At 63.4% G+C, this 26204-nt stretch carries 18 protein-coding genes and 1 tRNA gene; 10 read left to right on the top strand and 9 right to left on the bottom strand.

All coding sequences use genetic code 11. The features are described from left to right. Positions 1-205: 205 nt before the first annotated feature. On the bottom strand, positions 206-1318 hold the full coding sequence (locus ASG25_RS05185) for a nitronate monooxygenase (RefSeq protein ID WP_200942754.1): 1113 nt from the start codon (positions 1316-1318) through the stop codon (positions 206-208). A 195-nt stretch (positions 1319-1513) separates the two neighbouring features. Between ASG25_RS05185 and ASG25_RS05190 the strand changes: the two genes are divergently transcribed. Both ASG25_RS05190 and ASG25_RS05195 read left to right on the top strand, forming a co-directional pair. Further along, positions 1514-2305 carry an aspartate/glutamate racemase family protein gene (locus ASG25_RS05190; RefSeq protein WP_062470141.1) on the top strand — a complete coding sequence of 264 codons (792 nt, stop codon included), beginning with the start codon at positions 1514-1516 and terminating at the stop codon, positions 2303-2305. 51 nt (positions 2306-2356) lie between these two features. Beyond that, entirely contained in the window at positions 2357-3151 is a 795-nt protein-coding gene (locus ASG25_RS05195) for an SDR family NAD(P)-dependent oxidoreductase (protein WP_062470145.1), read from the top strand. A gap of 210 nt (positions 3152-3361) precedes the next feature. Here the strand turns inward: ASG25_RS05195 and ASG25_RS05200 are convergent, their stop codons facing one another. The 3 genes from ASG25_RS05200 to ASG25_RS05210 all read right to left on the bottom strand — a co-directional run bounded on the left by ASG25_RS05200 (position 3362) and on the right by ASG25_RS05210 (position 5106). Beyond that, positions 3362-4162, bottom strand: coding sequence for an aspartate/glutamate racemase family protein (locus ASG25_RS05200; protein ID WP_062470148.1), 801 nt, complete (start codon positions 4160-4162; stop codon positions 3362-3364). A gap of 294 nt (positions 4163-4456) precedes the next feature. Then, positions 4457-4533 (bottom strand) — tRNA-His (locus tag ASG25_RS05205). 135 nt (positions 4534-4668) lie between these two features. Next, positions 4669-5106, bottom strand: a complete 438-nt coding sequence (locus tag ASG25_RS05210) for a phasin (RefSeq protein WP_062470151.1) — start codon at positions 5104-5106, stop codon at positions 4669-4671. A gap of 266 nt (positions 5107-5372) precedes the next feature. On the opposite strand from ASG25_RS05210, the gene ASG25_RS23385 reads away from it, so the two are divergent. Beyond that, the gene (locus ASG25_RS23385) at positions 5373-9701 is read left to right on the top strand and encodes a PAS domain-containing sensor histidine kinase (RefSeq protein WP_062470154.1); all 4329 of its coding nucleotides are present in this window, start codon (positions 5373-5375) and stop codon (positions 9699-9701) included. A 239-nt stretch (positions 9702-9940) separates the two neighbouring features. Here ASG25_RS23385 and ASG25_RS05220 read toward each other — a convergent pair whose 3' ends face one another. Next, the gene (locus ASG25_RS05220) at positions 9941-11893 is read right to left on the bottom strand and encodes an acetoacetate--CoA ligase (RefSeq protein WP_062472222.1); all 1953 of its coding nucleotides are present in this window, start codon (positions 11891-11893) and stop codon (positions 9941-9943) included. Positions 11894-12096: 203 nt separating this feature from the next. After that, positions 12097-12336 (bottom strand): hypothetical protein, encoded by a 240-nt coding sequence (locus ASG25_RS05225; RefSeq protein WP_062470158.1) that lies wholly within the window; start codon positions 12334-12336, stop codon positions 12097-12099. A gap of 321 nt (positions 12337-12657) precedes the next feature. On the opposite strand from ASG25_RS05225, the gene ASG25_RS05230 reads away from it, so the two are divergent. From ASG25_RS05230 to ASG25_RS05250, 5 genes are all read left to right on the top strand, one after another. After that, positions 12658-14067 carry an XRE family transcriptional regulator gene (locus ASG25_RS05230; protein WP_062470161.1) on the top strand — a complete coding sequence of 470 codons (1410 nt, stop codon included), beginning with the start codon at positions 12658-12660 and terminating at the stop codon, positions 14065-14067. A 199-nt stretch (positions 14068-14266) separates the two neighbouring features. Beyond that, positions 14267-15361 carry a polyamine ABC transporter substrate-binding protein gene (locus ASG25_RS05235; RefSeq protein WP_062470164.1) on the top strand — a complete coding sequence of 365 codons (1095 nt, stop codon included), beginning with the start codon at positions 14267-14269 and terminating at the stop codon, positions 15359-15361. 101 nt (positions 15362-15462) lie between these two features. After that, positions 15463-16605, top strand: coding sequence for an ABC transporter ATP-binding protein (locus ASG25_RS05240; protein WP_062470167.1), 1143 nt, complete (start codon positions 15463-15465; stop codon positions 16603-16605). A gap of 5 nt (positions 16606-16610) precedes the next feature. Beyond that, a complete protein-coding gene (locus tag ASG25_RS05245) occupies positions 16611-17522 on the top strand; it encodes an ABC transporter permease subunit (protein ID WP_062470170.1) in 912 nt (303 codons plus the stop codon). Between the two features lie 2 nt (positions 17523-17524). After that, a complete protein-coding gene (locus ASG25_RS05250; protein WP_062470173.1) occupies positions 17525-18343 on the top strand; it encodes an ABC transporter permease subunit in 819 nt (272 codons plus the stop codon). A 137-nt stretch (positions 18344-18480) separates the two neighbouring features. On the opposite strand, the gene ASG25_RS05255 is transcribed toward ASG25_RS05250, so the two are convergent. From ASG25_RS05255 to ASG25_RS05265, 3 genes are all read right to left on the bottom strand, one after another. After that, positions 18481-21006: a HAMP domain-containing methyl-accepting chemotaxis protein gene (locus tag ASG25_RS05255; protein ID WP_062470176.1), complete on the bottom strand. Its 2526-nt coding sequence runs from the start codon at positions 21004-21006 to the stop codon at positions 18481-18483. Positions 21007-21587: 581 nt separating this feature from the next. Further along, positions 21588-21740: a hypothetical protein gene (locus tag ASG25_RS05260; RefSeq protein ID WP_156379598.1), complete on the bottom strand. Its 153-nt coding sequence runs from the start codon at positions 21738-21740 to the stop codon at positions 21588-21590. Between the two features lie 393 nt (positions 21741-22133). After that, the gene (locus tag ASG25_RS05265) at positions 22134-23318 is read right to left on the bottom strand and encodes an NAD(P)/FAD-dependent oxidoreductase (RefSeq protein WP_062470182.1); all 1185 of its coding nucleotides are present in this window, start codon (positions 23316-23318) and stop codon (positions 22134-22136) included. 134 nt (positions 23319-23452) lie between these two features. On the opposite strand from ASG25_RS05265, the gene ASG25_RS05270 reads away from it, so the two are divergent. Both ASG25_RS05270 and ASG25_RS05275 read left to right on the top strand, forming a co-directional pair. Continuing rightward, positions 23453-24889, top strand: coding sequence for a glutamine synthetase family protein (locus ASG25_RS05270; protein ID WP_062470185.1), 1437 nt, complete (start codon positions 23453-23455; stop codon positions 24887-24889). Between the two features lie 8 nt (positions 24890-24897). Next, a complete protein-coding gene (locus tag ASG25_RS05275) occupies positions 24898-26196 on the top strand; it encodes an FAD-binding oxidoreductase (RefSeq protein WP_062470188.1) in 1299 nt (432 codons plus the stop codon). Positions 26197-26204: the final 8 nt, after the last annotated feature.

A 26204-nucleotide genomic window follows, 5' to 3' on the forward strand; every position in this document is an offset into this window, starting at 1 on the left:
TACAAAGATACCGTACGGTCATTTTATAGTCTTGTCTCGTCTTTTTGGCAAGAGTTAGTACGAGCACTCGCTAATATTTTCAAGATTTGAAATATCATAAAGTAGAAACGGCTCCCGCACCCCGAAAATACGAGGCACAAGAGCCGCTTGATACCATAACGCAGCACTTTTTAAAACGCTCGCGGAGATTTGACCTTGGTCGCGATTACTCGCTCTCGATGATGGTCGTCATCCTGTCCATCGATTCCGCATATTCGGTGAGCATATCGTACATCACCTGCTTGACCGTCTTGGGCTCGTTGACCTGGCCCACGACCTGGCCCGCCGAGTAGGTCATCCAGTCTTTGCGATGCGAGCGCTCCGCCCGCCGGAAAGGTTCACCGGACAGGATCGACTGGAGCGGCACCTTCAAGGGCTTGGGGGCGTCGGACGCCGCCCATGCCTCAGTGTACTTGCTGCGAATGGCGCGGCAGGGCTTGCCCGTATATCCATAGGTGATGATCGCGTCGGTCGACTTGGCCGCATAGAGGACGTCCCGCATGTCCTGGTTCAGTTCGCTTTCCACCGTTCCGAGCCAGATGGTCCCACACCAGACGCCCTCGGCGCCGAGCGCGAATGCCGCCGCCATCTGCCGTCCGTTGCCGATCCCGCCTGCGGCAAGAACCGGAATGGGCGCGACGAGATCGACGATCTCGGGCCACAGGACCATCGACGCGACGTTTCCCGTGTGCCCCCCGCCTTCGGTCCCCTGGGCGATGATCAGGTCGACACCGGCTTCCACCTGTTTTTCCGCTTGGCGGGCGGAGCCGACCAGTGCGCCGAACTTGATTCCGGCTGCGTGCGCCCGATCCAGGATCGCCGGCGGCGCGACGCCGAGCGCGCTGACGACAAGCTTGATCGGATGGCGCATCGCGACCTCGAAGAGGGCATCGCTCTCCTCCTGGGTGAAGCTGAGGTTGCTGGCATAATCCTCGTACCAGCCCTCGACATCCTCGTCCGACAAAGGCGGCACGCCATCCTTCGTCATCAGCGCGTTGATGTAGTCGACCTGCTCCGCCGGCAGGATCTTGCGGGGTGACTTGCCGCCCGAAACATCCGACGCGGTGGAGGTGAAGATCATGTCGACGCCGTAGGGCTTGCCGTCGATGTGATCGTCGATCCACTTCAGTTCCTGTTCCAGATGCTCCGGCGTCATCCAGGCCGCCCCCAGAACGCCCATGCCGCCCGCCTTCGACGTTGCGACCACCACATCCCGGCAGTGGCTGAAGGCGAAGACGGGGGTTTCGATTCCGAACATTTCGGTGGCGACGGTTTTCAAGGCGACCCTCCAGCAGCGCGTGCTGACTTTTGCGACATAAATTCTGACTATTGAGTATGTAAGTCCTTTCCCGGAGCGACGTCAAGTTGGCGACATCCGATTTTTCCAGCCCGGGCGCGCTTGACAGGACGGCTGCGAAGATCGAAGACTTATGCGTCTAAAAATTATTCTCACGGGTCAGATATGAGGTCAGCGATGGTCAATCGGATAAATTTCATCAACCCGTTCGGAAATGCGAACTACGACGCGATCATCCTCAAGACGCTCGGCCACTACGCGGCTTCGGATACGAACCTGGATGTCACGCATCTCGAGAACTGCCCTTCCGACATCGACTTCTTCTATTCCAAGCACATGATCGAGCAGTCGCTGTTCGAGGCCGTTCTGGCATCCGAAGAACAGGGCTACGATGCGGTGATCGTCGGGTGCCTTTACGATCCCGGGGTTCGCGTTGCCCGCGAACTCGTCGATATCCCGGTCATCGGCCCGCTGGAAGCATCGTTCCAGATGGCGGCAAACTTCGGCCATTCCACCATGGTGCTCACCGATCATCGCAAGGCGGTGCCGTATATCTACGATCAGGCCCGCCTGAACGGCCAGGGCGACACGGTGCGCGGCGTCGACGCCATCGACTGGTTCGTGAAGGACATGATCAACGACCGGGCATCGGTCGCCGCCGATGTGGTGCGCCTCTCCGGGGAGGCATCCCGGCGTTTCGGCTCGGAAACCGTGATCATGGGCTGCACGATCATCGCCGCGATCTACCAGGAATACCTGATGGAGGGCGGCACGCCGTCCGAGGTGCCGATCATCAATCCGAACCTCATGGCTCTCAAGATGGCCGAGGGTCTTGCCGACCTCAAGCGCAAGGGCGGCTACTTTCTCGCCCGCCAGGGTTTCTACATGAAGCCGACGGGGCACTTCAAAGACGAGTTCGACAATGCGCGCCGGACGTGGAATGCGTCGAAGCCGCGCTTTGCCCGATAATCAGGCCTGCTACCAGGCAACCAACTCTCGACAGATGGACAGGGTATTACCATGGAATTGAGCTTGAAGGGCAGAACCGCCGTCATCACCGGCGGAGAAACCGGGATCGGTGCCGCCATCACGCGGGCGCTCGCGGAAGCCGGTGCGGCGGTCGTCGTCGGCGGCATCCTCGAAGAGGTCGGCACGACCTTCGCCAGGGGCCTCGCGCAGGCGGGCCTGACCGTCACCTTCCAGAAGACGGACGTGCGCAAGGAAGCCGATGTCAACGCGCTGGTCGACGGCGCGCTCCGTCAATTCGGCGCGATCGACGTCATGGTCAACAATGCCGGCGTGTTCGATGGATTTGCCGACTGCCTGGAAACGACCGAGGCGCTGTGGGACCAGATCATCGACATCAACCTGAAGGGCACCTTTTTCGGCTGCCGGGCGGCGCTGAAGCACATGGTGACGCGGGGCTCCGGCAGGATCATCAACACGTCGTCCGTCGGAGGCCTGCGGGGTGCGGCCGACGGCTTGTCCTACACGGCGTCGAAATTCGGCGTCGTCGGTCTCACGCGCCAGCTTGCTGTTACCCATACCCAATACGGCATCACGGTCAACGCGATCTGCCCCGGCGTCATCCAGACCGATATCCGCGGAAATTCCGCCGCCATCCTCGGTTCGGACGGACCGGACATGCAGAAGGGCGTCGGCAGCGATCCCGACGCCTACAAGCGGCTGGTCCCCGCAAAACGCAAAGGCACGCCGGAGGAGGTCGCATCCGTCGCGCTCTTCCTGGCCACCGATGCCGGCAGCTACATTTCCGGGCAGGCGATCGCGATCGATGGCGGCTGGACGGCCACCTGAGGCGCGGGCAAGCCTGCCGCGCCCTGAGGCGCATCACCCCGGCCGATCGCGGCACATGCCCGACCGCCGGGGTATCGACGCGCTGACCGGCATGCGCCGGTCGGCCCCTCCCCGGGAGTCGCCAAGAGACGCCGACCCGGATCGTCTCCCGCATGACCACGCAAGGGTTTGCCGGCACGACGGAAGGCTTCGCAAGGGAGAGACGTTCGCTTAGAAGCTCTCCTGCAACGCGCCCTTGGCCGCCTGCCAGGCGCGCCGCGTCTGCCGTGTCACCGTCTCGAAATGCGCGTCTTTCGGCTGCCCGTAATAGCCGAGGCGCGACACTCGATACCCGCCCTTCTGATGCAGGTTGGCGAGCGTCTCGGCCATGCTGAGCGCCATCAGATTGGGGTTCAGGATGGGAAACGGTGCGGGCTCGCCGCCGTCCATGAGGTATTTCTGGTACGATGCGGCGATGATCGTGCAATTCAGGATCACCGCTTCCGCCCCGGTGCGGGCAATGGATTTCGCCGTCTGCTCGACGACGTCGCAGGCAACGGAAGCGGTATCGAGCACCATGTCCTTGACGTACCAGTCGATGACATCGAGGCCGAGAATGCGGTCCGACGCCCCGTAGAGCTTCACATTGTCCTTCATCTGCGCGCCGGCCTTGACGTGGTCCGCGACGATCACGGCCGTGCGACCGTAGAAGGACAGCATGTTGAGGCTCGCCTCGAACGGTCCGATGACCGGAATATCGACCAGTTCGCGCGAGACCATCACCCCGGGGTCATAACAGCAACCGCTGATCACCGCATCGAAACCGTCTTCCTCCGCCTTTTTGACGGCTTCGAACAAAGCCGCCTCCACGATGTGCTTGGGATAGAAATAGTCCATGTCGGCCGGGCATCCTTCGAGATGCGTCACCTCGAGAACGGTATCCGGCATCGCATAATGCGCGAGCGTCTCCTGGATCAGTTCGTCATAGGCGGTCGTCCCGAAAGGATTGATGAAATTGATCCGACGCGACATCACATTCCTCCAAGGCCAAAATATAGACTAATGCGTATGTTAAATCGTACGAACGGTCAATGTCCTGCCGTCCCGGTCGAGAGGCCGGGAAGTCGGAAATCGCCGACGCCCTGCCCGGTCGTCATGACCGGCAGCAACAGGAGGCATGTGGAAGGAGATCGGCAGACAAGCTCACTGGAAGCAATCCGGGGATGGCCCAGCCGCGCGTATGCGGCATCGGAAGCAACGTCGATTGCCCCGGAGCGTCGATACCAGTGACTGGAGTGGGCCTCTCGACGATCTGCGAGAAAGAAATGGTACGGTTGGGGGGTCTCGAACCTCCGACCTCAGGTGCCACAAACCTGCGCTCTAACCAACTGAGCTACAACCGCACGAACAAGCATGTCGCTTGGTCGCGTCATTACGGCGATGGGTTCGGTTTGGCAAGTCCGAACTTCGATTATTCGCCAAAAACCGGGCGGTTTCCCGCCCGGCACGTGTTTTCCACGGTGCTTTCGGCAGCCGGATCAGGCGCGGGGAAGACCGGACATGGCCTTTTCGGCGGCATCCTTGGTCGGCTTGACCAGGTTTTCGGCAACCTTGCGGGTCGTTTCCTGCATGGCGCGCGCCTGTTCCATGGCAAGCTCGGCCTGCTTGCGGATGAAGGCCGTCTGAAGCTCGAACACTTCCGACAACGACTTGCAGGCAACCAGCGCCTCCATGTGGGAAAGCGAGGTCTCGGCATTGGTGCGCAGGGCGTCGATGGCCTTCAGGCTGAGTTCGATCGTTCCGGACTGTGCGCTCTCGACCGTCGCCTCGATGGTCTTGCCGGCTTCGTCTGCGGCCGTCTTCATCTTGGCATAGGCTTCGCGGGACTGCGTCGCGCCCTTTTCCGCGAAATCGCGGAAGGTTTCCGTGACCTTGCTGGGGTCGAAGTTTGCGACGGAGAAGATGTCCTGGGTCATCGGTGTGTCCTGGTTGGATGGGTATTTCGCTGTGTATCGACGGCGAATACGGGCTTTCCAGGTCTCTTAGCATACACTATGTTGCGGTGCAACATAATTTTGCACTGCAACATGCGTCATTTCGGTACATTAACCTTGCATTAGGAAAGAGGCCGGTTTTCACTGCGAATATGCCGTCCAAACTGGACCCTTTGGGGGGTCACGGGTATTAATAGTCTATTAACGCATCCGGAGACCCGAGACCTCCGCCAGAGCCGGATAGAAGAATGCCCGTCACATCCTACCCCTTCATCGACATTGCCGTTCATGAACGTGTGCGGGCGCATTTTTCGCGTGGCGATGCGGCCATCCTGTTTGCGCCGGACCTTTCACGGGTGCTGTGGTCCAACGGCGAAGGGGCTGCGCTCTTCGGGCTGGCGTCGATCTACGATTTCCTCGACAGCGGTCTGGACGGCGGATCGAGCGCGGCCGGCGTTGCCTTCCGGCAATTGCAGGCGACCGCGCGCCAGCTTCGCGAGCCGGGGGAAACCCGCCGCTTCCTGATGCGCATGTCCGCCGGTTTCAAGAGCGTGACCGTGAATGCCGAGCTGACGCTGATCGACGTGCGGGCGGGCGAGCGAGCGATCCTCTTTACTGCGCCGAAGGCTGCCGCCGCGCGCGGAGGCCGCGCCGCGTCGCTGGCGGAAACGGCCGCGCGGATGATTTCCGGTTTCGACGATCCCGATACGCATATGGCGGTGCTGGATGGCGAAGGTGGCGTGCTGGCGTCCTCGCCCCAGTTCCAGGCGCTGGAGATGACGCCGCAGACGCTTCTGTCGCTGGTCGAGGCCGTCGGGCGCGATAGCGACTGGCTGCTGAAGCGTCCCGTGCGCACGGGCAAGGGCACGCTGCCGGCCGCCATCGGCAAGGTCTCGGCCGATCCGGCGCTGCACCTGCTCTTTGCGGTGGAGACGATCCTCGGTCATCTCGACGCAACGACCGACGTCGTCGCACCGGCTGCCGTGATCGACCCCGTTTCGAGCGCGCCCGACCTTTTCTCCACATCCGGCCAAGGTTCCGACGTCGCGTCGGACAGGACGGATGCATTGGAGAGGGCGGAGACGCCGGCCGAGACCGAAAACAGGGCCGAGGCCGTGCCCGCCGATCGGGTTGAGGTCATCGCATCGACAGCCGACGCAAACCCGGACAGCAGGACGGACGATCCGGCAGATGCGCGCGGGCCGGATCAGGACGAGAACGCGGTCGTCGCTGCCGAAAACGTGACGTCCGACCTTGCTGGCATGGAGATGGCCGACGAACATCTTCCGGCAGAACGTCCGGCAGACGATACGCCGATCGCCGATGCCACAGAGGTCACGGGCACCGATCCGGGCCACACCGGCATTGATGTCGATGCCGACGAGCCCGCCGGGAATACGCTTGCAAAGACATCGGATACGGACGAGAGCGACGCGGACAGGCTCGACGGGGACGGGATCGACGTCGGCGCGAGCGACGTCGGCGAGAGCGACGCGGGCAGTGGAGACGATGCGGCAGGCGACCTGCCCGACGCGCGGACGGCCACCCCGGACGATGCGAGCGAACAGGGCGACGTTGTGGGAGAGGCGCCGGCGGGCTTTGCCTTCGACCCGGCCATGCGCTCCATCCGGTTTGTCTGGAAGATCGGAGCCGATGGGCGCTTCAGCGAGATTTCGCGCGAGTTCGCGCTGGCCGTCGGTCCGCAGGCTGCGGATGTGCTGGGACAAAGCTTTGCGGACCTCGCGGCGCGCTTTGCGCTCGACCCCGACAGGACCATCGTCGACCTGCTGAACCGGCGCGACACCTGGTCGGGCAAGACGGTCCTCTGGCCGGTCGAGGGTGAAGCGCTGTGCGTTCCGGTCGATCTTGCGGCTCTCCCTACCTATTCGCGCAACCGGGAGTTCGACGGCTTTCGCGGCTTCGGCATCGTGCGCGTCTCCGACGCGGTCGCAGACCCCTCGGCGCGCGGACGCAACCTTGCCGGACTTCCGGCCTTTGTTCCCGGGGTGCCGCCAGCGGCGGACGCACCGATCACGACGACGCTGGACGATGGCGCCGGACACGCATTGTCCGGTCCGAACGAAATGGGCGACGTTGTCGCCCGCGACGACGACATGGCCGCGCTTGCCGACGACGCGGCGGAGGGCGATGGGCCGCGCGAGACGCTGGAGGATGACGGGTCTTTCTTCGTGACGGCGGACGAGGCGGCAAGCGACGCGACGTCCTGGGGCGATCGCGAAGCCGATGTCGACATCGACGATCCCGAACGCGCCGAGGACGGATTGCCGCATGACCCCTTCATGGGCGAACGTCCGGCTCTCAAGCTGGTGGAAACGCCTTCGCGCCGGCATTCCGACAAGATCATCCAGATCGACAATGCGCGTCCGGCGAACACAGAAACCCTGACGCGGAGCGAACAGGCAGCCTTCCGCGAGATCGCCCGACAGTTGACGACGACCTTCGGTAAGCGGACGGAGCCGCCCGTCCCTCCGGGCGCGGAAGCGGACGCGGCGGCCGGTACTGCCCAGGGAGCTGACGATCGCGCGCCCGAGTCCCCTGTCGAGTTTACCGGCGAGATGCCGGTCGGGGAGATTTCGGCCGAGGAGATGCCGGCCGAAGAGATGTCGACCGGGGAGATGCTGGATGAGACGCGCGTTGCGGCCGCGGACCTGGACCCGCCCGCGAACGCGCAGCCGAGGATCGGCGACGACAGAATGTCGGACGCGGATGTCGACGCCGTGCTGTCCGACGAGGCCGGACGGTCCCGGGAAGACACGCCGAGTGCGCGAAACGACGAGACGACGCCCCGCCTCGAGGCCGAAGCGATCGCCCCCGAAGCCGGAGCGGTCGATGACATCGATACCGCAGCGGGTGCGGACGCGATGGGGGATGACAAGGATGTTGCGCTGAGCCAGGCGGCGATCGACCGCATGGAGAGCGCGGTGCTGATCCACAGCGGCGACGATCTCTATCACGCGAATGCTGCCTTCCTGGAACTGACCGGCTACCAGACGCTGCAGGATCTGCGCGTGGAAGGCGGCATCGACGCGTTGTTCGTCGGCGAAGATGAAGGCATTTTCGACGTGCCCCCGGGCGCCATGATGATGATCCGCAACGATGGGCGGCTCGTTCCGGTGACGGCACGGCTGCAGGCCATGCGCTTCGACGACAAGGGCGTGGCGCTGATGATGTCGTTGGCGCTGGCGGAGCCAGCGAAGGCAGAGATGTCGACACCGGATACCTCCACGCCGGAAGAGACGACGGCAGCACGGGACGTTGCGGACGAAACGCCGCGTCAGGAGGAGCCGCCTCAAGAGTTGTCGACTGGGGACCTGCCGCCTCAGGAGTTGTCGACAGCGGCCGAGGGCGGCCCCATCTCCTCCACGGACGTAGATTTAGGTTCGTCTTCACTTACCAATGAAGCGGCGATCGCGGAGGCGGAGGCGCGCGTCGAAGCGCTCCGGATCGAGACCGAGGAGCTTCGCGCGATCCTGGAAACCGCCACGGACGGCGTGGTCGTGATGGGTGCGGATGGCGACATCCGATCGCTGAACCGCTCGGCCAACGCGCTTTTCAACTACAATGATGCCGACGTTATTGGTAAGCCGTTTGCTACATTGTTTGCCCATGAGAGCCAGCGCGCGGTGATGGATTATCTCGCCGGGCTCGCCGGCCATGGCGTCGCCAGCGTGCTCAACGACGGGCGCGAAGTCATCGGTCGGGAGGCCTCCGGCGGGTTCATTCCGCTGTTCATGACCATGGGCCGCCTTTCCTCCTCCAACGGCTATTGCGCCGTCATTCGTGATATCACGCAATGGAAACGCACGGAGGAAGAGCTGCGCAGCGCCAAGCGCGCGGCGGAGACGGCCAATGCGCACAAGACCGACTTTCTGGCGCGCGTGAGCCACGAAATCCGCACGCCGCTGAACGCGATCATCGGCTTTTCCGACATGATGGCGAGCGAGCATTTCGGTCCGATCGGCAGTGCCCGCTATATCGAATATGCGAGCGACATCGGCCGCTCCGGCCGCCATGTGCTGGATATCGTCAATGATCTCCTCGATATCTCGAAGATCGAAGCCGGCGAGATGGAGCTGGAGTTTGCCGCTGTCGAGATCAACGAGGCGGTTTCCGAAGCGGTGTCGCTGGTCCAGCCCCAGGCGAACGCGCAGCGCGTGATCATCCGCACCTCGCTGTCCACGTCGGTGCCGAGTGTCGTTGCCGATAACCGGTCGATCAAGCAGATTGCGCTCAACATCCTGGCCAACGCCATCCGGTTCACGCCGGCCGGCGGCCAGATCGTGGTGTCGACCGCCTATGAGGCGAACGGCAGCGTGATGCTGCGCGTTCGCGACACCGGCATCGGCATGACACGGACCGAACTCGAGCAGGCCATGAAACCATTTCGTCAGGTAACGACCGGTGCGCGAAAGCGCGGCGAAGGAACCGGGCTGGGCCTGCCGCTGACCAAGGCAATGGCGGAAGCCAACCGCGCGCTGTTTTCGATCAACTCGGCGCCGAACGAGGGAACGCTGGTGGAAATCACGTTCCCGTCGCAGCGGGTGCTGGCCAACTGAGCGACAGCGCCTTCGAGGCCGCCTTTTTCAAAAAGGAGGCAGCCACGAAGGGCTGCCTCAAGTTGAATGCTTTCGAACACGTGCAGACGACATCATGTCGGAGATCCGGCTCTGCCGGCGCGTGGCGCGTCATGACCACGCGAGACCCCGACAATGGGCATGGGAGCATAACCAAACCTTAACGCGGGCTCCCTGCAATCTTGTGATTGAAAGATGTGTTCGCCGATCTAAAGCCCGTGTCAGACCTTGAGGTCATCAAGCTCTAAATAGAGATCCAGAGCCTCCGGATTGGCGAGCGCCTCCTTGTTCTTCACCGGACGACCATGCACGACGTCGCGCACGGCCAGTTCGACGATCTTGCCGGATTTGGTGCGCGGGATGTCCGCGACGGCAATGATCTTTGCCGGGACATGGCGGGGCGAAGCGCCGGTGCGGATGCGGGTGCGGATCGTTTTGGCGAGATCGTCGTCCAGGACGACACCGGCAGCAAGGCGCACGAACAGCACGACGCGCACGTCGTCGTCCCAATCCTGCCCGATGCAAAGGGCTTCCGCGACCTCCTCCATCTGCTCGACCTGATTGTAGATCTCCGCCGTGCCGATCCGGACACCGCCCGGATTGAGCGTCGCATCCGAGCGCCCATGGATGATGATGCCGCCATGCGGCGTCCATTCGGCGAAATCGCCATGACACCAGACATTGGCGAAGCGATCGAAATAGGCCGCATGATACCGTGCGCCGTCCGGATCGTTCCAGAACATGATCGGCATGCTGGGGAACGCCCGGGTGCAGACAAGTTCGCCTTTCTCGCCCTTGACCGGACGTCCCGCATCGTCCCAGACGTCCATGGCAAGCGCGAGCCCCGGCCCCTGGATTTCACCGCGCCAGACAGGCTTCAGGGGATTTCCCAGCACGAAGCAGGAAACGATATCCGTGCCGCCGGAGATGGACGCCAGCAATATGTCGGGCTTGATGCTCTCATAGACGAAGGAGAAGCCTTCCGGCGACAGAGGCGACCCGGTGGAGGTCATCATCCGAAGAGCCGAAAGATCGTGTGTCTCGCGCGGGATCAGGCCCGACTTCCGCACGGCATCGATGAACTTCGCCGATGTGCCGAACACGGTGAAGCGCTCGGCTTCGGCGAAATCGAAGAGGGCCGCGCCATCGGGATAGAAGGGCGATCCGTCGTAGAGGCAGAGCGTCACGCCGGCGGCAAGTCCCGTTGCCAGCCAGTTCCACATCATCCAGCCACAGGTGGTGAAATAGAACAGCCGGTCGCCGCTCTTCAGGCCGCAATGCAGAACATGCTCCTTGAGGTGCTGGACCAGCGTGCCGCCTGCCGAATGGACGATGCATTTCGGCACGCCCGTGGTTCCCGAAGAGAACAGAATATAGAGGGGATGGGAGAACGGTAGCCGGCGAAACGACAGCGTTCGCGACTCGAAAGGTCCGATGAAATCCGGCAGGGTTCGTCCGTCCGCCAGCGTGGAAACCAGCGCCGCGGCATCGCCCGCATAGGGAACGACCAGCACGGGCACGCCGAGCCGGTCAGAGACCGCCTTCACCTTCCCGGCCACATCCTGGCGCTTGCCGTTGTACCAGTAGCCATCGCAGGCGATGAAGAGCTTTGGAGAAATCTGGCCGAACCGATCGAGCACGCCCTGTTCTCCGAAATCGGGGGAGCAGGACGACCAGATGGCGCCGAGCGAGGCCATCGCCAGCATCAGGGCCACGGTTTCCGGAAGGTTCGGCATCATGGCCGCGACGCGATCGCCCTCGCCGATGCCGAGCGCCGCCAGCGCCTGTTGCAGGCGGGATACGAGATCGGCGAGCGCATCCCAGGAGAGACGCGACGAGACCTGGTCTTCCCCCCGAAAGACGATGGCGTCGTCGCTGCCGGTTTTCCGCAGCAGGTTCTCGGCAAAGTTCAGGCGGGCATCGGGAAAGAAGCGGGCTTGCGTCATATGCCCGTCATCGACCAGCGCGCGCGATCCCTTCTCTCCGGCGATGGCGCAGAAATCCCAGAGATCGCTCCAGAAGCTGGCCCGATCGGCAACCGACCAGGCCTGAAAGGCATCCACATCGGCAAAGTGAATGCGATGGCGCTGACTGCACAGCGCCATGAACGCCGTGAGCGGCTGCGCATCGATGGCGGCTTGCGACGGTATCCAGAGCGGCTTGTCGGTTGGCATCATGTCCCCTCATGCGCGGCTGTCGAGCTATAGCACGTCGCGTCATAGCGCGTCACGATGCCCGCTGAACAGAGCGTCTCGACGACCCCCTGTCCGCCTGCGCGTCGGTTCGACCGTTGTCGCCCCCTCGCCGTCCATGACGAAAGCCCGGCAGAGATCTAGCCGGGCTCTCGATCCTCGCCAGCTGGCATGTTCGGCCGTGGTCAGCTGCGACCCTGCGTCACGATGACCGGGATCATCAGGTCGCCCCAATTGCCTTCCCCGGCATGGTGTCGGGCGGAGCGGACGAGCTCGACGGAAACGCCGGCCTCGACGGCCTTCATGATGGTATGGTTCAACCGGTGCAGGTCATTGGCGACCATGCGGATCGCGGCCTGCTGGTCGGCGGTCATGCTGGAGGCCTGTTCGTCTGCGCGTTCCTTGACGCGGGTCTGGATCGTCATGTGGTTTCCTTTCCTGAGGGCTTGCGAGCCTCATTCTGCGTGGTGTGAGAGGAAGGCCCGATTGCCCGAGCCGTGCAGCCCAGGCGAAGGCATGTCAAAATCCGTCATGATCTCCTCCCCTGTTACGGGTCACAAGAGAGGACCGTGTCCTGCCGTCGCGGCCCCTGTCTGGAAATCTAGGGGAACACGGTTTCTTTCACCAATGGTTTCAGGGGTTTGTCAGAGCGAAAGAGGTCACGCTGTCTTGTCTTTTACATAGCCGTTCGGTAATATTGTAAAACTCGTCAAAAATGCGCAGAGCCCAGTGGAGTCGATATCGTCATGGCCGAGACCAAGATTTTCGCCGGGCCGCGGGTGCGACGCATCCGCAATGGGTTGTCGCTCACGCAGACTGCGATGGCGGAGGCGCTGGGGATCTCTCCGTCCTACCTGAACCTGATCGAGCGAAACCAGCGGCCGCTGACGGTGCAACTGCTGTTGAAACTGGCGGCCGTCTACCAGATCGACCTTGCCGAGCTGCGAGGGCCGGCGTCCGACAGCCTTGGCGAGCTTCGGGCCGTGTTTGCCGATCCGCTTCTCGCGGGCGAACTGCCCGGCGATCAGGAACTGATCGAGATCGCGGAAGCTGCCCCCAATGCAGCTATCGGGCTGATCAAGCTGTATCGGGCCTATCAGGAACAGGGCTCCCGGCTGAGGGACCTGACACGTCTGCTCTCCGGCCAGGATCAGGCGGCAGCCCTGAGCGGGGCCCGCCTGCCGATAGACGAGGTGCGCGAGATCTTCGAGAACCGGCCCTACCATTTTGCCGGGCTCGACGCCGCAGCGGAGGCATTCCATCAGCGGCTGGCGCCCGGAGAGGATCTGCAGGCAGCGCTCAAGGACTGGCTGCGCCGCGACCACGGCCTTGCCGTGCGCATCCTGCCGATCCATGTCATGCCGGACCTGAGACGGCGGTTCGACCGTCATTCGTTGCGCCTGTTCCTGTCGGAACGGCTTTCGGCCGAGGACCAGCTCTGCGAGGTCGCCATGGAAACCGCGCATTTCGCCATGCCGGAGGCGCTGGCCGAGGCGCTGGACGCACTTCCGCTCGCCTCCGGCGAGGCGCGCCGCATCGCCCGCTTCGAGCTTGCGCGCTATGCGGCCCTGGCGCTGATGATGCCGTACACGGCCTTTCTCGAGACATGCCGTCGGGCCCGGTTCGATATCGACCTCGTGCGGGTGCGGATGCGGGTGAGCGTCGAGCAGGCAGCAACGCGGATGGTGACCTTGCAGCGGAGCGGCGCTCTCGGACCTCGTTTCTTCCTCATGGAAATCGACCATGCCGGCAACCGGCTCCGCATGCGCGGCGCGACCGGCTTCCCGCATCGCGCCTTCGGCGGCGGATGCGTGAAACTCAACGTGCATGCGACCTTCGCCCAGCCCGGACAGATCCTGGTCGAGCGGGCCGAGATGCCGGGCGGCGCTTGTTTCCTTCTGGTCTCCCGCACCTCGGACGGACCGCGTTCGGGCTACACCGAACGGGTGCGGCGCACGGCGTTCCTGCTGGGCTGCGAGGCCGGGCAGGCCGCCGAGACGACCTACGCATCCGTCGACGGTGCCCCGCTGGCAGCCGGCCCCGCCTGTCGCCTCTGCGAACGCCAGGGCTGTCTTGCGCGCGCCGAACCTCCGGTCACGCGCCCGCTCGGGCTGGACGAGATGGTCGGGGGACTGAGCGTGTTCGACTTCCGGTAACGGCAGCGCGAACGCCTTTGTTTCCCGCCGGTCCGCGCGCGCCTTGGGCCCCAAGTCTTCGCAGGTGCGAAAGGCCTTGAGCTTCGGGGGAAAGCTGCTTAACCTTTCCTTGCGCGTTCGCGTTCGCGAACATTGCTCTGCAGGTATTGCTGCACGAGATCCTGCGAAACGGACGCTGCGAACAATAAAGGGGAATAGCATGTCGTTGAAGATCGTCAGCCTGTTTACCAGCCTTGTCCTGGCCGGGTCCGCGGGCTTTGCGAGCGCGCAGGAGCGCGTCGTCAATGTGTACAACTGGTCCGACTATATCGATGCCAGCATTCTCGAGGACTTTACCAAGGAAACCGGCATCAAGGTCGTCTACGACGTGTTTGATTCCAACGAGATCGTGGAGACGAAGCTGCTCGCCGGCGGCACCGGCTACGATGTCGTCGTGCCCACGGCCGACTTCCTGCAGCGCCAGATCAAGGCCGGCGTGTTCCAGAAGCTCGACAAGTCGAAGCTGCCGAACATCGCCAACATGTGGGACATGGTGATGCAGCGCACCGCCAAGTACGATCCCGGCAACGAATATGCCGTGGACTACATGTGGGGCACCAACGGCATCGGCTACAATGTCGCCAAGACCAAGGAGATCCTCGGCTCCGACGCGCGTCCCGGCCTCGAGGTCCTGTTCGATCCGGCGATTGCCGCGAAGTTCAAGGATTGCGGCATCTATGTGCTCGACGCGCCGAAGGACGTTCTGCCGGCCGCCCTCACCTATCTCGGGCTCAATCCGGACAGCCATGATCCGGCAGACCTCGACAAGGCGGGGGAACTGATGCTGAAGGCTCGTCCCTTCATCCGCAAATTCCACTCCTCGGAATACATCAATGCGCTTGCCAACGGCGATATCTGCGTTGCCTTCGGCTATTCCGGCGACCTGCTGCAGGCCCGCTCGCGCGCCGCGGAAGCCAAGGCCGGCGTCGAGGTCAATTATTCCATCCCGTCTCAGGGCGCGCAGATGTGGTTCGACATGATGGCAATCCCCGCCGATGCGCCGCATGTGGAGGAAGCCCATGCCTTCATCAACTACATGATGAAGCCGGAGGTCATCGCCAAGGCATCGGACTACGTGTTCTACGCCAACGGCAACAAGGCCTCGCAGCAGTTCGTGTCCAAGGAGGTCCTGGAGGATCCCGCGGTCTATCCGGACGAGGCGACCATGGCGAAGCTTTACACCATCTCTCCCTGGGATCCGAAAACCCAGCGCGTGGCGACACGGCTCTGGACCCGGGTCCTGACCGGCCAGTAAGCCCAAACGTCAATGCCCGGTTCTCCTCCAGTGCCGGGCATTTTCCATCCTGCGGCGTCCTCTCTTCAGCTCACGCGGCCTCGGCCCATCGGGAACCCTTCATGAAGTCTCTTGGCAGCATTCGCCGCTCCTTTTCCCCATGGACGGATCCCACGTCCAAACCCTTCATCTCCTTTCGCAACGTCACCAAGCGGTTCGGCGATTTCGTTGCCGTCGACGACCTCTCGCTCGACATCTACACGCGCGAATTCCATGCTCTGCTCGGCGCATCCGGCTGCGGAAAATCGACGCTGCTGCGCATGCTTGCCGGCTTCGAGCAGCCGACCTCCGGCGAGATCATCCTGGACGGCCAGAATCTTGCGGGCATTCCGCCCTATCGGCGTCCGGTCAACATGATGTTCCAGTCCTATGCCCTGTTTCCGCACATGACGGTGGAGGCAAACATTGCCTTCGGGCTGAAGCAGGACGGCATGCCGAAGCCGGCGATCGCCGAGCGCGTGACGCAGATGCTGAAGCTCGTGAAGATGGAGCAGTTCGCCAAGCGCAAGCCGCACCAGCTGTCCGGCGGCCAGCGCCAGCGCGTCGCCCTTGCGCGGTCGCTTGCCAAGCAGCCCAAGGTGCTCCTGCTCGACGAACCGCTCGGCGCGCTCGACAAGAAGCTGCGCGAGGAAACCCAGTTCGAGCTCATGGACCTGCAGCAGGACCTCGGCCTGACCTTCGTCGTGGTGACGCATGACCAGGAAGAGGCGATGACCATGGCCGACCGCATCGCCGTCATGGCGCATGGCAAGGTCATCCAGGTGGCGACGCCGGCCGAGATCTACGAAGCGCCGAATTCGCGCTTCGTCGCGGACTTCATCGGCGACGTGAATATTTTCGACGGCACCGTCTCGCGGGCGCAGGCCTCCGAGATCCGCATCGAGGCGGATGCGGGCTTCGCCATCGAGGCGGCCAGCAGCGAACATCCGAGCGAGGGCGCGAAAGCAGGCTTCGCCATCCGGCCCGAAAAGATCCGCGTCGGGCGGCAGGCACCCGCCGGCGGCCCCGTCAATGCAGCCGAAGGCGAGCTGTGGGATATCGCCTATCTCGGCGACATGACGGTCTACCACGTCAAGCTGAACGGTGGGAAAGTCGTCAAGGCATCGTCGCTCAACGCGGTTCGCGCCGTCGAGGACCCGCTTGGCTACGACCAGAAGGTCTGGATCTCGTTCGACCGGGATGCCGGCGTCGTGCTGAAGGATTGAGCCCGATGACCCGGCTGCTTCCCGCTCTTGCCAACCGCCTCGTGATCATCATCCCCTATGCGTGGCTGCTGGTCTTCTTCCTCGTGCCCTTCTTCATCGTTCTGCGCATCTCGCTGTCGGAAGCCGCCGTCGCCATGCCGCCCTATCTGCCGGTTTTTGCCTGGGCGGACGGGCTTTCCGGCTTCATCGACAACATCCGGCAGTTCTCCTTCGACAACTATGTCTGGCTGACGGAAGACGCGCTCTACATGAACGCCTATCTCTCCAGCCTGACGATTGCGCTCATCTCGACCGCCCTGACACTGCTCATCGCCTATCCCATCGCCTACGGCATGGCGAAGGCGCCGGCCACCTTGCGGCCGACCCTGCTGATGCTGGTGATCCTGCCGTTCTGGACGAGCTTTCTCATCCGCGTCTATGCCTGGATCGCCATCCTGAAACCGGAAGGCCTGTTGAACCAGCTTCTCCTCTCCACGGGGATCATCAGTCAGCCGCTCATCATCCTCAATACCAACACGGCGATCTACATCGGCATCGTCTATTCCTACCTGCCGTTCATGGTGCTGCCGCTTTACTCGGCCCTCGAGAAGATGGATCACAGCCTGACGGAGGCGGCACAGGATCTCGGTTGCACCCCGATCTCGGCCTTCTGGCGCATCACCTTTCCGCTGTCGCTGCCGGGCGTCGTCGCCGGCTGCCTGCTGGTCTTCATTCCCGCGGTCGGAGAGTTCGTCATTCCCGATCTCCTCGGCGGTTCGGAAACCCTGATGATCGGCAAGACGCTCTGGAACGAGTTCAATGCCAATCGCGACTGGCCCGTCTCCTCGGCCGTCGCCGCCATCCTGCTGATGATCCTGGTGGTGCCGATCATGTTCTTCCAGAACGCGCAGTCGCGTCTCGACCGCGAGGGACGATAGGCATGAACCGCTGGTCCCGCTTCAACATCGCCTCGATCGTCATCGGGTTCGCCTTTCTCTACCTGCCGATCGTGCTTCTGGTCGTCTTCTCCTTCAACGCCTCCAAGCTCGTGACCGTCTGGGCCGGGTTCTCGACGCAGTGGTACGGGCAGCTCTTCCGCAACCAGGCTCTGATGGATGCCGCCTGGGTGACGGTGCGCGTCGGCCTGCTCTCCGCCACGACGGCGACCGTCCTCGGCACCCTGGCCGCGCTCGCCATGACGCGCTATCAGCGCTTCCACGGCCGCGTGCTGTTTTCGGGCATGATCTACGCGCCGCTCGTCATGCCAGAGGTCATCACCGGCCTGTCGATGCTGCTGCTGTTCGTCGCCATTGGCTTCGATCGCGGCTTCTGGACGCTGACGATCGCGCATATCACCTTCACCATGTGCTTCGTCGCCGTCGTCATCCAGTCGCGGCTGGCAAGCTTCGACCGGTCGATCGAGGAAGCCGCGCTGGACCTCGGTGCCACGCCGACCGCCACCTTCTTCCAGGTAACGCTGCCGGTCATCGCACCCGCCGTCTTCTCCGGCTGGGTGCTCGCCTTCACCCTCTCGCTCGATGACCTGGTGATCTCCAGCTTCACCTCGGGCCCGGGGGCGACGACGCTGCCGATGAAGATCTACAGCCAGGTCCGCCTCGGCGTCACGCCCGAGATCAACGCCGCCTGCACCATCCTGATCGGCATCGTCGCCACCGGCGTCTTGATCGCCTCCATCGTCTCCCGCCGCCAGCAGATTCAGCGGGAACGCGACGAACGCGCGGCGTTCGCCGGGGGTTGAGGGCGCCTGGGTTTCCGGTGCGCGCGGCTTCTGCACCTCCTGTCGAAAGAGCGAATGGTGGACTCTGTCCCCTGCTCAAACGAAAACGCCGGGACAAAGCCCGGCGTTCTTGATCTCGGCGTCGTCCGTCGGACGTCTCAGGCCGCCCGGCCCATCTGGTAGCCGGCGGCCGGTTCGAGACGGAACTGTTCGACCAGTTGCATCAGCGTGTCGGCCTGTTCTGCGAGGTTGCGGCTGGCCGTGGTGGCTTCGTCGACCATGGTCGCATTCTGCTGGGTCATCTGGTCCATCTGGTTGACGGAGCCGTTGACCTCGTGGAGCGCGGAGGCTTGGTCGCGGCTGGCGGTGGCGATCATGTCGACATGCTGGCTGACGGTGACGATCTGCTGGCTGATGGAGGCGAGCACGGCACCGGTTTCCCGGACGGCCTGCGACCCTGCTGTCACCTCGAGCGTGGACTTGTTGATCAGGCCCTTGATCTCCCGGGCAGCTCCGGCCGACCGCTGGGCGAGTTCGCGCACCTCCTGCGCCACGACCGCAAAGCCCTTGCCCGCCTCGCCGGCCCGTGCCGCCTCGATGCCGGCATTCAGCGCCAGCAGGTTGGTTTGGAAGGCGATCTCGTCGATGACCTCGATGATCTGCTCGATCTGGCGCGAGGCGTCCTCGATGCGCCCCATGGCGGCAATCGCATTGCTGACCACGATGCCCGAGCCGTCGGCGCTCTTCTTCGTGTGCGACACGGCGACGTTGGCTTCATGCGCGCGCTCGGCGGAGGAGCGAACGGTGACCGTGATCTGGTCGACGGCGGCGGCCGTTTCCTCAAGCGAGGCCGCCTGCGCCTCGGTGCGGCGCGACAGGCTGTCGGCGGAGGAATGCATGTCGTTGCCGCTGCGCTGGATGTGGACGGCATTGTTGCGGATCTGCAGGAGCGTATCCTGCAGGCGGATGAGCGAGCCGTTGAAATCGACCCGCAGCTGTTCGAGGCGGCCGTTGAAGGGTGTTTCGATCTGCTGCGACAGGTCGCCCTGGGCGAGACGGCCGAGACCGGCGGCAAGCTGGCTCACTGCGAAGTCGATCTGGCTGTCCATGGCGCGCTTTTCGGCATCGTTGCGGCTGCGCTCGGCATCGGCCTGCAGCCGCTGCTCCTCGCTTTCCGCCTCGATGCGCACCTTCGACAAGGCGTTTTCCTTGAAGATGCCGAGCGCACGCGCCATGTCACCGATCTCGTCCTGCCGGGCATCGCCATCGATGCGCGTATCAAGCGCACCTTCGGCGAGACGTCGCATGGCGGCGGTGATCTGGCCGATCGGCCCTTTCAGCGTCAGCACCAGGGCGACGCCGGCGAGAAGGGCGATGACGACGCCGCCGGCCGTCGCAAAAACCGAGACCTGGTTGGCCTTTTCGCGTTCGATGCCCGCATTGGTCTTCTGCACTTCGGCAAAGCCGACGAGCTGCTGCCAGATCCGGTCGATATCGGCGGCCGCCTCGGCGAACTCCTTGTGCCGGGCGGCACTGACACCGATCAGCGACATGCTGTCGGACTTGATCTTGCCGGCGACCGGCTGAACCTTTGCGGCGAGACCGGCGAAGAACTCCATTTCCGGCGCGGTATAGGCAATGTTGAGGACTTCCTGGTTGAGGACGTTCACCTCGCGGGCCAGCCTCGCCTGGTCCGTCTGCTGGGATGTTTCGAGGAAGCTGCTGGCCGCCAGCCGGATGCCCGACACGGCGTTCATGATGGCGCGGGCGTTTTCGAGGATCTTGTTGGCCTTGATCAGCGGAGCATCGAGCTTGCCGAAGGTCGCCGTTGCATTGCGCATCGTGGCAGTGGCGGCTGTCTGGAACTGGATGCTCGCCTGACGGAAGCGGGCGACCAGCCGGCCGATGGCCTTGGCGTTATCGTCGCTGACGTCGCCATTGTTGGCCAGCGCGCGGATGTCGCCGATGGTGACCTTGAACGTGTCTGCGACGGCCTTCTGGTTGGCCGGCAGCGCCGTGCCGATCTGGGCGAGCACCCCTTCGAGCGCGGCCTGGCTGTCGCGCACCACCTTGATCTTGGCCTCGGGCGTCGGTGCACGGGCGAAATCGGAGCTTAGGCCCGTGAGGAGATCGCTGGATGCGGTAAGGCGCTCAGCCTCGCGCAGAAGCGATTTGGCCTTGGTCTCGTCGTCGCGGACGCGTTGCTCGACGGCGGTCGCCTCTTCCACCAGCTTGCCTTGTGTCGAGAGGAGAAGGCGGATGCTTTTGGTAATGGAGGAGCGGAGCTCGACTTCGCCCTCATGCAGCTTCCAGAGTTCGCCCACCCGTTCGCGGATCTTCGCCGTTCCGGCGATCGCACTGTCGAGCTCGCTGGCACCCTCGCTGTTTTCCATCTGGGCGCGGGTCGCGTTGAGGACCTGTTCCTGACCCGCAATCTTCTGGACGACGTCCTCGCGGGTCTTTTCGCTCGCATCGGTCAAAAACGCGTTCATGCCGGCATAGACGTCGCGGAAGCCGGACAGCGACTGGAGCACGCTGTTGGAGATTTCCATGCGCCCCTGCAGAAGGCCGGAAGCGTAGAGGCCCGTGAGCCCCACGGCACAGATGCTGACGACAAAAGGCAGGATGAAGAAGAGAACCTTCGTCTGGATTTTGAAGCGGGCAAGGATCTTGTCGATGAGCATGGGCGCGTCCTGGCTTTCAGGCCTGCTTACGCCTCCCCCCGAGCCGTCATCGGCTTCATCGGTGCGTTTCGTGTCAGGCCGTCATCATGGTCTGAAAGAATGCGGGGATGCCGCCAGCCGCTTCGCAATCATTGCAGGACGCCGCGCCCCTCCGGTGACGTCGCCCAAGCATGCTCCTCAATCCGGCCAGCTTGGACCAGATGCGTTAATTTCATGTAAGCGTGGGTTGACGTTGTCACGTCGCTGCAATGCCTGTGTGGCAAAACGTGCAAAGGGATCTTCTCGCGGCGATGGCTTCTAATCACCGCAAGCCAAAGAAAAAGCCCCTGAGGGGCCATGATCTTGCACAATCGCATCAGGATGCCTGTAGCTTGAAGATTGTGTCGCGGAGATTTTGTCGCAAAATTGCCGGCCTTACCGAAAGGCGGGCATCGCGTCATCGCCTATGAATATGCGACTTCGTGTCTCCCTGGGAGACGGGTCGACACATGGCGGGCCTTCACAGGCAAGACTGGCTTACCCACACGAAACCGGGCTGCAAAGGCGATGCAGCCCCGGAGAAAATCGCCGTGCAGACGGGCTCAGAACGAGCCGAGCGTCGAGAGACCGAGAATGGCGGCAGCGGTCAGGATGGCTGCGGCCGTGTAGGTCAGCGCGAGGATCTTGTGTGTACGGCTGTCATCGGCCTTGGCGATGGCGATGGCACGGGCATTGCGTCGGCTATGCTGGTTCATGATATCATGTCCTTCCGTCCGAAGAGAATAGACCCGGTTGAGACGATCCACCAGACACTTTCTGCCGCACCCGTTAAAAATGCGAAAACTGTGCCGCTGCGGGACAATCCGTTCCCATGCGTCAGGTAGGGTTGCGACGTTTCGTTAACAAGGTCGGACCTTCTCTCACGATTTCGGCATTCCGCTTGGCTCCTGCCTTCAGCGGCGTCAGGCACTTTAAAAAACAGTAGGCCAATCAACGCGATAGGATCGTCTCGGCCGACTCGGACGCCGCTTCGTCACCTCCGATGCATTGAAGGCGGCATCCCGCCGCACCATGCCCGACCGAAGACTTCGCGATTGCGTTCTGGCGATCACCGGAACGTGATCGCACGATTGTCGTCTCGATCAGCGTCAGGCCACCTGGCCACAACAAAATCCGGACGCCCAGGCCCATTGAAAATTGTATCCGCCGAGCCAGCCGGTGACGTCGACACATTCGCCGATGAAAAAGAGGCCCGGGACAGCTTTCGCCATCATGGTGCGGGAGTCGAGATGCCGCGTGTCCACCCCGCCAAGCGTTACCTCTGCCGTCCGGAAGCCTTCCGACCCCGCCGGCTTCATGGACCAGCCGGACACGTGCTCTATCAGCCGGTCGATTGCCCTGTCGGAGAGATCCGCCAACGGCCGGTCGAGCAGTCCCGCCTCGGCGGCGAGATGCTGGGCAAGCCGCTTCGGCAGATGTTCTCCGAGCACCGTCTGTACGGCCTGCCGGCCTTGCGTGCGGCGCGCTGCCTTCAAGAGTCCCCCGACATCGGTTTCCGGCTCGAAAGCCAAGCGGATCTCGTCGCCCTCCCGCCAATAGGACGAGATCTGCAGGATCGCCGGGCCGCTGAGACCGCGATGGGTGAAGAGCATGGCCTCGCGAAATGTCGTCTTCCCGCAGGCGGCGCGCACGTCGACGGAGAGGCCCGCCAATGCGCCAAGGTTTTCCTTCGCCGCATCCGACACCGTCAGCGGAACGAGACCCGGGCGTGTTTCGACCAGAGCCAGGCCGAACTGCTCGGCGAGGCGATAGGCAAACCCGGTTGCGCCCATCTTCGGGATCGACTTGCCACCTGTGGCGATGACGAGCGACTGGGCCTCGACCGTACCGTCCGCCAGCAAGACGCGAAAGCCGGTCGCGGACGTCTCGACGGCGGCGATCTCCGTTTCCAACCGGAGCACGACACCGGCAGCCTTCATTTCCTCCAGCAGCATACGGACGATGTCACGAGCCGTGTCGTCGCAAAACAACTGACCGAGCGTCTTTTCATGCCAGGCGATCCCGTACCGCTCGACCAAAGCGACGAAATCGCGCGGCGTGTAGCGGGCGAGTGCCGATTTGGCAAAGTGCGGGTTCTGCGAGAGGAAGTTGGCGGGCGTCGTGTGAAGATTGGTGAAGTTGCAGCGGCCGCCGCCCGAGATGCGGATCTTCTCACCCGGCGCCTTGGCATGATCCAGGACAAGCACGCTGCGGCCGCGGCGACCGGCTTGCGCCGCGCACATCATTCCCGCAGCGCCGGCGCCGATGATCACCACGTCGAAGCTCTTTGCCACCGCGCGTCTCCCTTGGTCAGTGACGCCCGGATAACGTCAATGGCATCTGACCGCCAGCATTTTCGCGCCGGTCAAGCTGGCCAATCTTCAAACACTGGCTATGATAGAAATATCCGAAAGAACCCCGGTGATTTATGCCTGCGAAGAAAACCATCGCCAACCAGACGACGAAATCGACCAAGAGCAACAAAATCCCATCCGCCCTCCAGGCGCCACGTGGCGTGAAGACCTGGAAGGAGGCCGCCGACTGGCTGAAAGTTCGCGGTATCGAAGACGTGGAGTGCATCACCCCCGATATCGCCGGGGTCCCCCGCGGCAAGATGATGCCGTCCTCCAAGTTCACCTCCAACACCTCGCTCGCTCTGCCCTCCGCCATCTATCGGCACACGATTTCGGGTGAATATCCCGAGGAGACCGGCGATTTCCGCTATGACAGCCGCGACAGCGACATCAAGCTCGTCCCCGACCTTTCCACGCTTTCGATCGTGCCGTGGGAGACGGACCCGACGGCGCAGGTGATCTGCGACATCGCCGGCTCCAAAGGGGAAAACGTGCCCTACACGCCCCGCAACGTGCTGAAGCACGTGCTGGAACTTTATCGGCTGAAAGGCTGGAAGCCGGTCGTCGCGCCCGAGATCGAATTCTACCTGGTCGCCAAGAACGACGACCCCGACTATCCGCTGCATCCGCCGAAAGGTCGCTCCGGCCGCTCCATCCAGGGTGGGCAGGCCTATTCCATCGCCGGCGTCAACGAGTTCGACGAGCTGATCGACGACATCTACCACTTCTCCGAAAAGCAGGGCCTGGAGATCGACACCCTGATCCACGAAGAGGGACCGGCGCAGCTCGAGATCAACCTGCGGCACGGCGATCCGATCGAGCTGGCCGACCAGGTGTTCCTGTTCAAGCGCACGATCCGCGAAGCCGCGCTGAAGCACGGCATCTATGCGACCTTCATGGCCAAGCCCATGCAGAGCCAGGCAGGCTCCGCCATGCATATCCACCAGTCGATCGTCGAGGTGAACACCGGCCGCAATCTGTTCTCGAACGCGGATGGCTCGGCGTCCAAGGAGTTCTTCCACTTCATCGGGGGCATGCAGACCTACATTCCAAAGGCGCTGTCGATGATGGCGCCCTACGTCAACTCCTATCGCCGCCTGACGCCCGACATGTCGGCACCGGTCAACAACGCCTGGGGCTACGACAACCGGACGACGGCCTTTCGTGTGCCGGATTCCGAACCGGCCGCCCGGCGGGTGGAAAACCGGCTGCCGAGTTCGGACGCCAACCCCTATCTCGCGCTCGCAGCGTCGCTCGGCTGCGGTTATCTCGGCCTGATCCAGGGCCTGGAGCCAACGGCACCGGCCGACGACAGTGTCAACACCAAGGCGATCGAACTGCCGCGCGGCCTGCTGGAAGCCGTGGCGGCGCTCGAGGCGGAACCCGCCTTCCATGACGTGTTCTCGGCAGAGTTCATTGCCATCTATGCGGGCGTGAAGCGTGGCGAGTTCGAGACGTTCATGCAGGTGATCAGCCCCTGGGAGCGGGAATATCTGCTTCTCAACGTGTGAGGTGCATCATGACCTCGCCGGAAACATGGCAGAGCCCGATCTCGCCCGGGATCTCGTACTACGAGGACGCCGTGCGCGAGCGACCCGTCTACCCGACGCTTGATGGCGACATGACCGCCGATGTCGTCGTCATCGGCGGCGGCTTCACCGGTCTGCAGGCGGCCTACAATCTTGCCGCGGGCGGCGTGCGGGTCGTGCTGATCGACGCCTGCCGCTTCGGCGACGGAGCATCCGGGCGCAATGGCGGGCAACTGGGCACGGGCCAGCGCGCCGAGGTGGACGAACTCGAGAAGCAATATGGCCGGGAGCGGGCCAAGGCCCTGTTCGACATGGCCGAGCAGGCCAAGCGCGGCCTTCTCGATTTTGCCGCCCGCCACGACATCGACATGGAGTATCAGCCGGGCCATCTTTCGGTGACGCACAAGGCTTCCTACGCCGGGGACTACCGCGCTTATGTGGAGAGCACGGCGCGCGACTACGCCTATCCGCACCTGCAGATGATGGACGCCGAGGAGACGGCACGTCGTGTGGGCTCCCGGCATTATGTCCTCGGCATCCGGGACGGCGGCACGGGCCATATCCAGCCGATGAAGCTCCTGGTCGGCCTTGCCCGCGTTGCCCAAGCGGCCGGCGCGCAGCTTTTCGAGAACACGCCGGCGACCGCTATCCGGCTTGCGCAGGGCAAGGTGCTCGTGGAAACGGCGCGCGGTACGCTTCGCGCCGATCGGGCTCTGATTGCCTGCAACGCGCATATCGGCAGCCTCGAGCCCGTGACGGCATCACATGTGATGCCCATCCGATCCTTCATCGGCGCGACGGTGCCGCTCGGAGAGACGTCGCCTGTTCTGCCCGGTGGCGAGTCCGTGGCCGACAGCCGCTTCGTCGTGCGCTATTTCCGCCGGTCGCGGGACGGACGGCTGCTGTTTGGCGGCCGCGAGGCCTACACGGCCGACAATCCGCGCGACATGTCCAAGCATATCCGGCGGCAGATCGCCGAAATCTATCCGGATCTTGCCGAGGTCGAAATGACGCATGCCTGGGGCGGGTCCGTCGGCATCACCATGCCACGCCAGCCCTTCGTGCGCGAGGTCATGCCGGGCGTCACCACCATCGGCGGCTTTTCCGGGCACGGCGTCATGCTGTCCAACCACTGCGGAAAGCTCTACGCAGACCTCATCCTCGGCCGTGGCTCGGAATTGGACCTGTTGAAGGACCTGCGCATTCCGGCCTTCCCCGGCGGACGCCGGTTCCGATCGCCGCTTTTGTTCCTGGCGCTCACTTGGTATGCTCTCCGCGACAGGCTTTGACCCCCTCC

The organism is Rhizobium sp. Leaf384 (assembly GCF_001424065.1).
GTDB lineage: Bacteria > Pseudomonadota > Alphaproteobacteria > Rhizobiales > Rhizobiaceae > Ferranicluibacter.

Excerpts from the sequence above, each read along its gene's own strand:
- ASG25_RS05190 (WP_062470141.1), top strand. The coding sequence starts at position 1,514 with ATGGTCAATCGGATAAATTTCATCAACCCGTTCGGAAATGCGAACTAC.
- ASG25_RS05195 (WP_062470145.1), top strand. The coding sequence starts at position 2,357 with ATGGAATTGAGCTTGAAGGGCAGAACCGCCGTCATCACCGGCGGAGAA.
- ASG25_RS05200 (WP_062470148.1), bottom strand. The coding sequence starts at position 4,162 with ATGTCGCGTCGGATCAATTTCATCAATCCTTTCGGGACGACCGCCTAT.
- ASG25_RS05210 (WP_062470151.1), bottom strand. The coding sequence starts at position 5,106 with ATGACCCAGGACATCTTCTCCGTCGCAAACTTCGACCCCAGCAAGGTC.
- ASG25_RS23385 (WP_062470154.1), top strand. The coding sequence starts at position 5,373 with ATGCCCGTCACATCCTACCCCTTCATCGACATTGCCGTTCATGAACGT.
- ASG25_RS05220 (WP_062472222.1), bottom strand. The coding sequence starts at position 11,893 with ATGCCAACCGACAAGCCGCTCTGGATACCGTCGCAAGCCGCCATCGAT.
- ASG25_RS05225 (WP_062470158.1), bottom strand. The coding sequence starts at position 12,336 with ATGACGATCCAGACCCGCGTCAAGGAACGCGCAGACGAACAGGCCTCC.
- ASG25_RS05230 (WP_062470161.1), top strand. The coding sequence starts at position 12,658 with ATGGCCGAGACCAAGATTTTCGCCGGGCCGCGGGTGCGACGCATCCGC.
- ASG25_RS05235 (WP_062470164.1), top strand. The coding sequence starts at position 14,267 with ATGTCGTTGAAGATCGTCAGCCTGTTTACCAGCCTTGTCCTGGCCGGG.
- ASG25_RS05240 (WP_062470167.1), top strand. The coding sequence starts at position 15,463 with ATGAAGTCTCTTGGCAGCATTCGCCGCTCCTTTTCCCCATGGACGGAT.
- ASG25_RS05245 (WP_062470170.1), top strand. The coding sequence starts at position 16,611 with ATGACCCGGCTGCTTCCCGCTCTTGCCAACCGCCTCGTGATCATCATC.
- ASG25_RS05250 (WP_062470173.1), top strand. The coding sequence starts at position 17,525 with ATGAACCGCTGGTCCCGCTTCAACATCGCCTCGATCGTCATCGGGTTC.
- ASG25_RS05255 (WP_062470176.1), bottom strand. The coding sequence starts at position 21,006 with ATGCTCATCGACAAGATCCTTGCCCGCTTCAAAATCCAGACGAAGGTT.
- ASG25_RS05260 (WP_156379598.1), bottom strand. The coding sequence starts at position 21,740 with ATGAACCAGCATAGCCGACGCAATGCCCGTGCCATCGCCATCGCCAAG.
- ASG25_RS05270 (WP_062470185.1), top strand. The coding sequence starts at position 23,453 with ATGCCTGCGAAGAAAACCATCGCCAACCAGACGACGAAATCGACCAAG.
- ASG25_RS05275 (WP_062470188.1), top strand. The coding sequence starts at position 24,898 with ATGACCTCGCCGGAAACATGGCAGAGCCCGATCTCGCCCGGGATCTCG.